Source organism: Amycolatopsis regifaucium (genome assembly GCF_001613935.1).
In the GTDB taxonomy this organism is placed as follows: domain Bacteria; phylum Actinomycetota; class Actinomycetes; order Mycobacteriales; family Pseudonocardiaceae; genus Amycolatopsis; species Amycolatopsis regifaucium.
In genome coordinates, this window is the sequence record NZ_LQCI01000052.1 from 509746 (window position 1) to 520529 (window position 10784).

Below are 10784 nucleotides of genomic sequence, written 5' to 3' on the forward strand. Positions count from 1 at the left end.
CTAGCCGACGGACCCTTCCATCTGAAGCTCGATCAGGCGGTTCAGCTCGAGCGCGTACTCCATCGGCAGCTCACGCGCGATGGGCTCGACGAACCCGCGCACGATCATCGCCATGGCCTCGGCCTCGTCGAGACCGCGCGACATGAGGTAGAACATCTGGTCTTCGCTGACCTTCGAGACGGTCGCCTCGTGGCCCATGGAGACCTCGTCGTTGCGGATGTCGACGTAGGGATACGTGTCCGACCGCGAGATCGTGTCGACCAGCAGCGCGTCACAGACCACGCTGGACCGCGAGTGGTGCGCCCGCTTCGCGACCTTGACCAGGCCGCGGTAGGAGGTGCGGCCACCGCCGCGCGCCACCGACTTCGACACGATGGTCGAGGAGGTGTGCGGCGCCAGGTGCTCCATCTTCGCGCCGGCGTCCTGGTGCTGGCCTTCGCCCGCGAAGGCGACCGAGAGGACCTCGCCCTTGGCGTGCTCGCCCATCAGGAAGACGGACGGGTACTTCATCGTGACCTTGGACCCGATGTTGCCGTCGATCCACTCCATGGTCGCGCCCTCTTCGCACTTGGCGCGCTTGGTGACCAGGTTGTAGACGTTGTTCGACCAGTTCTGGATGGTCGTGTACCGGCAGCGGGCGCCCTTCTTCACGATGATCTCCACGACCGCCGAGTGCAGCGAGTCGGACTGGTAGATCGGCGCGGTGCAACCCTCGACGTAGTGCACGTAGGCGTCTTCGTCGACGATGATCAGGGTCCGCTCGAACTGACCCATGTTCTCGGTGTTGATCCGGAAGTAGGCCTGCAGCGGGATGTCCACCTTGACGCCCTTGGGCACGTAGATGAACGAGCCACCGGACCACACCGCGGTGTTCAGTGCGGAGAACTTGTTGTCACCGGCTGGGATCACGGAGCCGAAGTACTCCTTGAAGATCTCCGGGTGCTCCTTGAGCGCGGTGTCGGTGTCCAGGAACAGGACGCCCTGGGCCTCCAGGTCCTCGCGGATCTGGTGGTAGACGACCTCGGACTCGTACTGCGCGGCGACACCGGCGACGAGGCGCTGCTTCTCCGCCTCGGGGATGCCCAGCCGGTCGTAGGTGTTCTTGATGTCCTCGGGCAGGTCCTCCCAGGAGGTGGCCTGCTTCTCCGTGGACCGCACGAAGTACTTGATGTTGTCGAAGTCGATCCCGGAGAGGTCCGCACCCCAGTTGGGCATCGGCTTCAAGTCGAAGAGCTTGAGCGCCTTCAGTCGCGCTTCGCGCATCCACTCCGGCTCGGACTTCTTCGAGGAGATGTCGGTGACGACGTCCTCGTTCAGTCCGCGACGGGCGCTAGAGCCCGCCTCGTCGGAGTCCGCCCAGCCGAACGCGTACTTGCCAAGGGACTCGATGGTCTCTTCCTGGCTCATGGGCGCGGTGGTGGGAGTGCGCTGCTCGGCAGCGGCAGTCATGCGGGTTTCCCTCCATTCGGGATCCGTGCTGTGCGCCCCGGGGAGGGCGCCGTGCTTCCCGGCCGGGATGCGGCCGGTCGACCCGTCGAAGCGACGGGTACGTGTGTGGTGCACGCGTTGTCACCGCGCGCGATGGTCGCGAGCCGCTGCACGTGTGTACCCAGCAGGTGTGCGAACGCCTCGGTTTCGGCTTCACACAACTGGGGGAACTCGGCGGCGACGTGGGCGACCGGGCAATGGTGCTGGCAGAGCTGTTCGCCCGCCCCGACCTGACGGGTCGACGCAGCGTAGCCCTCCCTGGTCAGCGCGGCGGCGAGGGCCTCGGCGCGGACGGCGGGATCCGCGTGCTTCGTGATCGCCTCCCGATGCGGGCCGACGAGCGAGGCGACCCGGGCCTCGGCGAAGGCCTTCACGGCGTCTTCGCCCGCGTGCTCGGCGAGGAACCGGATGGCCGAGGACGCGAGGTCGTCGTAGGCGTGCCCGAACCGGGCGCGGCCCGTTTCGGTGAGCAGGAAGTTCTTGGCGGGACGGCCTCGGCCGCGGGGACCGCGGCGGGGCGCGTCGCGGGTCTCGGCCTCGCCGTCGGCCAGCAGCGCGTCGAGGTGCCGCCGGACGGCCGCGGCGCTGATTCCCAGCTGCTCGGCGACCACGACGGCGGTCATCGGACCCTGTTCCAGCAGCAAGCGGGCCACTTCGTGCCTGGTCCGGCCCTCGGGGCCGATCTGCGCGGGGACAGGCTGGACGTCGGCGCGGGGCATTTCGCCACCGGCCTCGTCCTGTGTCCCCGTCTTTTTCACAACACAAGTGTGACGTATTTCCGGGGAGACGGCAAAGAGGGGTGCCTCACGGAGTGTCGCGCGTCACGTCGCCGCCCTCTTCTCCCCCGGTAACCACGTACCCGTTCACTCTGTTCCCGGCATCGCTACCCTTCGTGCGTGGCAGTGGGCGAGCACCCGGCGGGGCGGGACACGGACGAGGCACGGCCCGGGGAAGCTTCAGCGGCGGGATCGGTGGCGACGCTGTCCCCGGGGCGCCCGCACGAGCCCGAACCGCTCGACGACAAGGAACTGCGCGGACTGCACGTGGTCCGCCGGTTCGGCGCGGTCGGTTCCCTCTTCCTCGCCCTCGGCTCACTCGGCGCGGGTGCCGCGCCGGTGATCAACCCGGTCCAGGAGATCCCGGTACTGCGGCTGTTCACCCGCATTCCCACCGTCTCGCTCGCGATGGGCCTCGCCGGGATGGCGATCATCGTGCTGAGCTGGCTGATGCTCGGGCGGTTCGCCCAGCCCGCGCGCCGCCGCCTCGCCACCCAGGGGCAGCTCGCCCGCACCATCGCGCTCTGGTGCGCGCCGCTGCTGGTCATCCCGCCGCTGTTCTCCCGCGACGTCTACAGCTATCTCGCGCAGAGCGAGATCGTGGCCCGCGGGATGGACCCGTACTCCCTCGGCCCGGCCGAGGCGCTCGGCGTCTCCGATCCGCTGACCTCCGGGGTCTCCAACATGTGGCGCGAGACCCCCGCGCCCTACGGTCCGCTGCTGCTCCGGCTCGGTGGCTGGCTCGCCCCGCTGAGCAGCGGGAACATCGTCACCGGGGTGCTGCTGCAGCGCGGTCTCGCGCTGATCGGCGTCGTCCTGATCATCTGGGCGCTGCCCAAGCTGGCCCGGCGGTTCGGCGTGCAGCCCGCCACCGCGCTGTGGCTCGGCGCGGCGAACCCGTTGCTGATCTTTCACTTCGTCGCGGGCGCCCACAACGACGCGCTGGCGATCGGCCTCATGGTGGCCGGGCTGGAGGTCGGTCTCCAGCGGATGCCGGTGCGGTACAAGCACGACGCCGTCCCGCCGCTGGCGAAGGGCGAATTGCTGTTCATCGCGCTCGGGGTGGTGCTCATCACCCTCGGCGTCGCGGTGAAGATCAACGCGATCCTGGCGCTTCCGTTCTTCACGGTGATGGTGGCCAGACGCTGGCACGGCCGGATCAAGGACCTGCTCACCGCCGCGATCCCGATGGCCTTGCTGTTCGGCGTGGTGCTCGTGGCGGTCTGTTACGGCACCGGCCTCGGCTTCGGCTGGGTCGGCGCGCTCGGGACGCCGGGACTGGTCCGCTCGTGGATCTCGCCGACGTCGGAGCTCGCCGCGCTCGGCGGCGTCCTCGGCATCGCGCTCGGCCTCGGCAACCACACCAACGCGATGGTGCCGATCCTCGGCACGCTCGGTTACCTCGTCGCGGGCGCGGTGACGGTCAAATTCCTGTGGGACAGCTTCAACTGGCGCTACCGGCCGATCATCGGCCTCGGCGTCTCGCTGGGCGCGGTGATGGTGCTGCACGTGGCGCTGCAGCCCTGGTATCTGCTGTGGGCGATCATCCCGCTCGCCGCGGCGGCCGGCACCTCGCGCTTCCGCATCGCCGCGACCATCGTGACCGCCGTCCTGCCGTTCCTGCTCCCCACGACGGGCAGCACCTTCGACGGCCGCGGTTACGTCCTGCCGTTCGCGTGGGCCGCGGCCGGGGTCGTCACGCTTTTGGGGCTGTTCGTCGTCCACCGCCTCTCGCCCCTGCTGCTGTCCAGACCGTCCCCGGAGCATTCGGTCCCCGCGTGACGCCGTATCGTGACCTGTCGTGAACGCCCCCGCCGTCGAGATCACCGGGCTGGTGAAGCGCTACGGATCCACCATCGCGGTCGATGGACTCGACCTGCGGATGGAACGTGGCACACTGCTCGCGCTGCTCGGCCCGAACGGGGCCGGCAAGACCACCACCGTCGAAATCTGCGAAGGCTTCCTGCGGGCTGACGACGGCGAAGTCCGCGTGCTGGGCATGGACCCGGCGCGGGACGGCCGCGCGCTGCGGCCTCGGATCGGGGTGATGCCCCAAGGCGGCGGTGCCTATCCCGGCGTCCGCGCCGACGAGATGCTCGGACTGGTCGCCGCGTGCGCCGCGAATCCGCTCGATCCGGCCTGGCTGCTGGACGTCCTCGGGCTCGCGGGAGCGCGGAAGACGCCGTTCAAACGCCTTTCCGGCGGGCAGCAGCAGCGGCTCTCCCTCGCCTGCGCGCTCGTCGGGCGCCCGGAACTGCTCTTCCTCGACGAACCGACGGCCGGGATGGATCCACAGGCCCGTCGCCTGGTCTGGGACCTGCTCGAAGCGCTGCGCGCCGACGGGGTCAGCGTGCTGCTGACCACGCATCTGATGGAAGAGGCCGAAACACTGGCCGACACCGTGGTGATCGTGGACCACGGCAAGGTCGTCGTCGAAGGCTCGCCGCGTTCGCTGACCGTCGACGCCGGCGAGGCCGCGCAACTGCGGTTCAAGGCCCGCACGAGGCTCGACACGGGCCTGCTGACCGCGGCCCTGCCCGAAGGCCACCTCGTGCACGAGTCGTCGCCGGGGACCTACCTCGTCGAAGGCGCGATCAGTCCGCAGGTGGTGTCGACGGTGACGGCCTGGTGCGCGCAACAGGGCGTCATGCCCGAGGAACTCCAGGTCGGCAGGCGCACGCTGGAAGAGGTCTTCCTGGAGCTGACCGGACGGGAACTGCGCGCATGACCACGACGCCCACCCCCCGGTTCGTCCCGGGCACCTTCACCCCCGCCCCCGGTCGCGGTTCACTCGGCAAGATGCTGCGCACGCACGCGAAGGTCGAGGCGAGCCTCACCCTGCGCCACGGCGAGCAGATCCTGCTGACCCTGCTCATCCCACTCGCGCTGCTGATCGGCTTGTCGCTGCTGGACATCCTGCCGTCGGGACAGCTCGGCGATGCGTCCAAAGTGGACTGGATCACGCCGAGGATCCTCGCGCTGGCGGTCATGTCGTCGGCGTTCACCGGTCAGGCCATCGCGCTCGGCTTCGACCGCCGATACGGCGTCCTCAAACGACTTTCCGCCACCGCGCTGCCCCGCTGGCTGCTGATCGCCGGCCGCGTGGCCGCCGCGCTGGTCGTGGTCGCGCTGCAGGCCGTGATCCTCGGTGCCGTGGCGGCGCTGCTGGGCTGGTCGCCGTCACTCGGCGGGCTCCTCGGCGCGCTCCCGTTCCTGATCATCGGCACCTTCGCGTTCGGCGCGCTGGGGCTGCTGCTCGGCGGGGCACTGCGCGCGGAGGCCGTGCTGGCGCTGGCGAACATCGTCTGGTTCGTGCTGCTGCTCGCGGGCGGCATCCTGCTGGCGCCGTCGACGATGCCGCCGGGACTGGCGACGGTCGTCGAACTGCTGCCTTCGGGCGCGCTCGCCGAAGGTCTCCGCTCGGTTCTTCTCGACGGCTCGTTCGGCTGGGGCCCGTTCGCGGTCCTCGTCGGCTGGGGGATGGCCGCGGGCGCGCTGGCGAGCAAGACCACGCGGCTCACCTGAGGCGGCCGACACAGGGAGACGCGGCCGGTGGAACGCTCTCAGGAAGGGCGTTCTAGCATCGGTTGGTGCCGTTCCAGAGCCTTGTAGCGCGTCTGCCGTATCCCTCGTCCGCGGTTCAGCGAGCGGTCGCGATCGCGGCGGTGATCGCGCAGGCCGGAATCGGGGTCACCGGTTCGGTCGTCCGGGTCACGGGTTCGGGCCTCGGCTGCCCGACGTGGCCGCAATGCGTCGAAGGCAGCATCGTCCCCGAGCCGCATCCCGAATTCGACGCGCTCAACCAATGGATCGAATTCAGCAACCGGATGCTGACCGGCGTCGTCATCCTCGTCGCCGCGTTGTGCGTGCTCACCGCGTGGCGCGTGCGGATCGAGCACCCGAGCCGCCGTCGCCTGGTGAAGCTGGCCTGGACGATGCCCGCGGGTGTGGTGCTGCAGGCCGTCGTCGGCGGCATCACCGTGCTCGCGAAGCTCGAATGGTGGACCGTCGCCCTGCACTTCCTGGCGTCCACTCCCCTGGTGTGGCTCGCGGTACTGCTGCTTCGCGCGTTCAACGAGGGTGACGAGCCCGCGCGCCTGCTGATCCCGGACGCGGGCCGCAAGACGCTGATCGTGCTCGCCGCGGCGATGTGGGCCGTGCTGGCGGCGGGCACCACCGTGACCGGGGCGGGCCCGCACGGCGGGGACCCCGGTACCCACCGCCTGCAGGCCCCGATCGAGACGCTCACCCAGATCCACGGCGGGCTGCTGGTGGTCTACCTGATCGTGCTGGCCGTCTTCGGTCTCCAGCTGATGCGCGGGGAAACCCCGAAGCAGGTATGGCGGCGCTACACGATCGTGTGGGTGGTCGCGCTCGCCCAAGGCGTCCTCGGCTCGGTGCAGTACGCCCTGGGGGTGCCGGAGGCACTGGTCTCCCTCCACGTCCTCGGCTCCGCACTGGTGATCATCTCGACCGCCGCGCTGTGGTGCGCATCACGCGATCGTGGTCCCGTTCCGGTTTCTCAGGCCGCTGACCGGGAACTCGCCACTTCGACCTGACCCACCGGCAAACCGGACGTAACCCCCGGGCGGCGTGCTCGCCAGACACTGCCCTTACGCTGCGTTCGGTGCCCCGCACGGGGGTCACCACCGAGTCGAGGCCCGAGGTGTCGTATGACCGCCAGCACCGAGCCGGACGCACCGGCCAGTCCGTCCAAACCCCTGATCTCCCACCGGCGCGGCTCCGGGGAGATGCTGATCCTCAAGACCTTTCTGCTGGTCCCGTTCGTCGCACTGCTCGCCGCCGTGCCGATCGTGTGGGGCTGGGGCATGACCTGGGTGGATCTCGCGCTGGCGGTCGTGTTCTACACGATCGGCACGCTCGGGGTGACCGTCGGCTACCACCGCTACTTCACCCATGGCGCGTTCAAGGCCGGTCGTCCACTGCGGATCGCGCTGGCCATCGCCGGGAGCTTCGCGGTGCAGGGATCGGTCATCTTCTGGGTGGCCAGCCACCGCCGTCACCACGCCTTCGCCGACCGCGAAGGCGACCCGCACTCCCCCTGGCTGTTCGGGACGTCGCCCACGGCGCTGCTGCGCGGGTTCTGGCACGCGCACATGGGCTGGATGTTCGGCCGCGAGGTGACCAACTACGAGCGCTTCGCGCCGGACCTGGTGGCGGACAAGGACCTTCGCGTGGTGAACCGGTACTTCTGGCTGTGGATCACCCTCAGTCTGGCACTGCCCGCGATACTCGGCGGGCTGATCAGCTGGTCGTGGTGGGGTGCGGTGACCGGATTCTTCTGGGCCGGACTGGTCCGCATCGCGTTCCTGCACCACGTCACCTGGTCGGTGAACTCGATCTGTCACATGGTCGGCGAGCGCCCCTTCGCCAGCCGCGACAAGGCGGCGAACTTCTGGCCGCTGGCGATCCTGTCCATGGGCGAGTCGTGGCACAACTCCCACCACGCCGACCCGACCTGCGCGCGGCACGGCGTCCTGCGCGGCCAGCTCGACGTGTCGGCACGGGTGATCTGGCTGTTCGAGAAGTTCGGCTGGGCGCGGGACGTGCGGTGGCCGAAGCCTGAGCGCCTCGCCGCCAAGCGCGTGAAACCCGCCTGACGCTGTCTCGCCCTCGCATTTCGTCCTCTAAACGCGTTCCTTGCGCGTGCAACTACCGCGTTTAGAGGACGAAATGCCCGGCCTCATGGCCGGGGTCAGGCGAGTTGCTGCCGGACTGCGGAAGCGAAACGCCACGCGGCGGAGGCGTCGGTCTGCCGGAAGCCGAGCGAAGGCTCGACGAGTTCGAGTTCCAGCAGCAGCGGCTTGCCGTCCGGTCCGGTGACGAGGTCGACGCGGGCGTAGAGCAGCTCCGCGCGCAGGATCCCCAGCAAGGCCGCGGTCGCGTCCAGCGCGTCTTCGGCCAGCGCGCGGAACGACGCGGGCGGTTGCGCGGGGGCGAGCTTTTCCGTGACGTACAAACCGGATTCGTCGAGTTCCCTGCCCAGCATCGCGGCCTTCGAGAACGCGTGCGAGTACACCCCGCCGAAGAACACCAGCGCGAGTTCGCCCGCGGTGTCCACACTGGACTGATACGGCTGCATCAGCGCGGTGCGCCCCTCTGCGTGGAGACGCCGCAGATGAGCCGCGGCGTCCTCGCCGGACGCGAACCTTCCCACACCCTGAGAGCCGGCACCGATCGCGGGCTTCAGCACGAAGTCGCCCTTGGGCCAGCGCGGGGCGTCGTCTCCCGGCGCGATCAGCGTGGTCGGCACGACCGCGACCCCGGCGTCACCGAGTTCGGCCAGATAGGACTTGTCGGTGTTCCAGCGCACGACTTCGGCCGCGTTGGCCAGCGCGGGCACGGATTCGGCCCAGGACAGGAACTCGTCGCGGCGCTCGGCGTAATCCCAGGTGGCACGCAGCACGACGATGTCCGCGGCGCCGAAGTCGACGGTCGTGTCGTCCCAGGCGGCCCAGCGGGTCTTGAAGCCGAGGTCGGCCAGCGCCTCGGGAACCGCGTGTTCGTCGCCGTCGCTTTCCGGCAGCGCGGAACAGGCGACGAGGATCGCGGAACCGCTCACTTCCCCGCCATCCGGCGGCGGTGCTCGGCGCCGATCTTGGTGGCCTTCACGGTCTCGCTGTCCCATTCGGCGGGTTCGAGGTCCTCGACGGCCTCGACCAGCGCCTCACCCGTCTCCACGGAGGGGACGACCACGTCACCGAGGGCGCCGTCCGCGCCCACCAGGACGACCCGGGCCCCGGCCCGGCCGATGTTCTCCACCACCGCGCGCGACGGCTTCCCGTGCCGCTTCACGAAGTCGCGGGCGGCCGCGAGCTGGCGCGACGTGGGGGCGGCGGTCTCGGTCTTCTCTTCGGTCTCAGCCACGGCCAGAGCTTAACCGCGGATGGCCCGTGACGCGGAATAACCGTGGCGTCGGCCATAGTTGTGCCGGTCGGAAAGACCTTGAACGAGGAGGATGTATGCCCACGGCAGTGCAGATCCGGCGAACCGGCGGTCCTGAAGTCCTAGAGCCGGCGCGAGTCGAGGTCGGCGAACCCGGAGCCGGTGAACTGCTCGTGGACGTCGCCGCGGCGGGCGTCAACTACATCGACACCTATCACCGCGAGGGCATCTACCCCGTCGACACGCCGTTCATCCTGGGCATGGAGGGCGCCGGCACGGTGGCCGCGATCGGGCCGGAGGTGACCGGTTTCGCCGTCGGTGACCGCGTCGCCTGGCAGGGCTCGCTCGGCAGCTACGCCCAGCGCCGTGTGCTGCCCGCCTCGATCGCGGTGAAGATTCCCGACGGCGTTTCCGAGGAGACCGCCGCCGCGACGATGCTCCAGGGTGTCACCGCGCACGCGCTGATCGCCTCGACCTACGAGGTCAAGGCCGGTGACGACGTCCTGATCCACGCCGCCGCCGGCGGGATGGGCCTGCTGCTGGTCCAGCTGGCCAAGGCACGCGGCGCGCGGGTGATCGGCACCGTCTCCACCGACGAGAAGGCCGAACTCGCCAAGCAGGCGGGCGCGGACGACGTCATCCGCTACGACCAGGTCGATTTCGCCAAGGCGGTCCGCGGACTCACCGACGGCAAGGGTGTCGCGGTGGTTTACGACGGCGTAGGCAAGTCCACTGTGGACGGCAGCCTGGCGAGCCTGAAGATCCGCGGCCTGCTCGCCCTCTACGGCGCGGCCAGCGGCCCGGTGCCGCCGATCGACCCGCAACTGCTCAACCGCAGCGGCTCGGTGTACCTCACCCGACCCACCTCCGCGCACTACGTGCTCACCCGCGAGGAACTGGAGTGGCGGGTGAACGAACTCTTCGCCGCCGTCGGAGACGGCTCGCTGAACATCCGGATCGGCGGCCGCTACCCGCTGGCCGACGCCCGCCAGGCGCACGAAGACCTCCAGGGGCGGCGCACCACCGGCAAGCTCCTGCTGATCCCATGACGGTGCGCTGGCCGGAGGAGGTCCGGCTCGAAGGTGAAGGGCTCGTCCTGCGGGACTGGGTGGAAGACGACATCGCGTTCATGCCCGGCCTGTTCGACAATCCCGCCGTCGCGCGCTTCACGCCGTTGCCTTCGCCGTTCGACGAGGTGGCGGCGAAAGGCCACTACGAGAAGAGCCTCGCCCGCCGGGCTGAAGGTTCGGGGCGGCGGCTCGCCATCACCACCGACGGCGGCGAGCCGCTCGGTGAGGTGGTGCTGTTCCTGCACGAGGAGGGACACGCAGAGCTCGGCTACGCGGTCGGACCGGCCCACCGGGGGCAGGACCTGGCGGCACGGTCCCTCCGGGTGCTCACCGCGTACGCGCTGGAACTCGGTCTCGGACCGCTCCGGCTGAAGATCGACGCGCAGAACGCGGCCAGCGAGGCCGTCGCCCGCCGCGTCGGCTACGTCCCGGCTGACGTTCCGCCGGAGATTAAGGTCGAGAAGGGGCTGGAGCGCACCCTGCGCACCTGGGAGTACGCGTGAAGTACATGATGGCCCCCTTCCTTGCGCCTAACGCAAGGAAG

Annotated in this window: 11 protein-coding genes; 7 read left to right on the plus strand and 4 right to left on the minus strand. The window is 69.7% G+C overall.

The annotated features are described in order from the left end of the window. Both sufB and AVL48_RS37925 read right to left on the minus strand, forming a co-directional pair. Nucleotides 1–1449, minus strand: a complete 1449-nt coding sequence (sufB, locus tag AVL48_RS37920) for a Fe-S cluster assembly protein SufB (RefSeq protein WP_037320983.1) — start codon at nucleotides 1447–1449, stop codon at nucleotides 1–3. Then, a complete protein-coding gene (locus AVL48_RS37925; protein WP_425266102.1) occupies nucleotides 1446–2246 on the minus strand; it encodes a helix-turn-helix transcriptional regulator in 801 nt (266 codons plus the stop codon). The genes sufB and AVL48_RS37925 overlap by 4 nt, the downstream gene beginning before the upstream one ends. Before the next feature lie 213 nt (nucleotides 2247–2459). On the opposite strand from AVL48_RS37925, the gene mptB reads away from it, so the two are divergent. The 5 genes from mptB (at nucleotide 2460) to AVL48_RS37950 (ending at nucleotide 7885) form a co-directional block, all read left to right on the plus strand. Beyond that, entirely contained in the window at nucleotides 2460–4046 is a 1587-nt protein-coding gene (gene mptB / locus AVL48_RS37930; protein WP_061980707.1) for a polyprenol phosphomannose-dependent alpha 1,6 mannosyltransferase MptB, read from the plus strand. A gap of 19 nt (nucleotides 4047–4065) precedes the next feature. After that, nucleotides 4066–4992 carry an ABC transporter ATP-binding protein gene (locus AVL48_RS37935; protein ID WP_061980706.1) on the plus strand — a complete coding sequence of 309 codons (927 nt, stop codon included), beginning with the start codon at nucleotides 4066–4068 and terminating at the stop codon, nucleotides 4990–4992. Next, a complete protein-coding gene (locus AVL48_RS37940; RefSeq protein ID WP_061980705.1) occupies nucleotides 4989–5789 on the plus strand; it encodes an ABC transporter permease in 801 nt (266 codons plus the stop codon). Before AVL48_RS37935 ends, AVL48_RS37940 begins: the two co-directional genes overlap by 4 nt. A gap of 65 nt (nucleotides 5790–5854) precedes the next feature. Further along, a complete protein-coding gene (locus AVL48_RS37945) occupies nucleotides 5855–6823 on the plus strand; it encodes a COX15/CtaA family protein (RefSeq protein WP_061980704.1) in 969 nt (322 codons plus the stop codon). A gap of 114 nt (nucleotides 6824–6937) precedes the next feature. Then, nucleotides 6938–7885 carry an acyl-CoA desaturase gene (locus AVL48_RS37950; RefSeq protein WP_061980703.1) on the plus strand — a complete coding sequence of 316 codons (948 nt, stop codon included), beginning with the start codon at nucleotides 6938–6940 and terminating at the stop codon, nucleotides 7883–7885. Nucleotides 7886–7980: 95 nt separating this feature from the next. Here AVL48_RS37950 and AVL48_RS37955 read toward each other — a convergent pair whose 3' ends face one another. Beyond that, on the minus strand, nucleotides 7981–8847 hold the full coding sequence (locus AVL48_RS37955; protein WP_061980702.1) for an ATP-grasp domain-containing protein: 867 nt from the start codon (nucleotides 8845–8847) through the stop codon (nucleotides 7981–7983). Beyond that, nucleotides 8844–9152 (minus strand): hypothetical protein, encoded by a 309-nt coding sequence (locus tag AVL48_RS37960; RefSeq protein WP_061980701.1) that lies wholly within the window; start codon nucleotides 9150–9152, stop codon nucleotides 8844–8846. Before AVL48_RS37960 ends, AVL48_RS37955 begins: the two co-directional genes overlap by 4 nt. A gap of 95 nt (nucleotides 9153–9247) precedes the next feature. Between AVL48_RS37960 and AVL48_RS37965 the strand changes: the two genes are divergently transcribed. Together AVL48_RS37965 and AVL48_RS37970 are read left to right on the plus strand one after the other, a co-directional pair. Beyond that, nucleotides 9248–10219 carry a quinone oxidoreductase family protein gene (locus AVL48_RS37965; RefSeq protein ID WP_061980700.1) on the plus strand — a complete coding sequence of 324 codons (972 nt, stop codon included), beginning with the start codon at nucleotides 9248–9250 and terminating at the stop codon, nucleotides 10217–10219. Continuing rightward, entirely contained in the window at nucleotides 10216–10743 is a 528-nt protein-coding gene (locus AVL48_RS37970) for a GNAT family N-acetyltransferase (RefSeq protein ID WP_061980699.1), read from the plus strand. Before AVL48_RS37965 ends, AVL48_RS37970 begins: the two co-directional genes overlap by 4 nt. Nucleotides 10744–10784 lie beyond the last annotated feature (41 nt).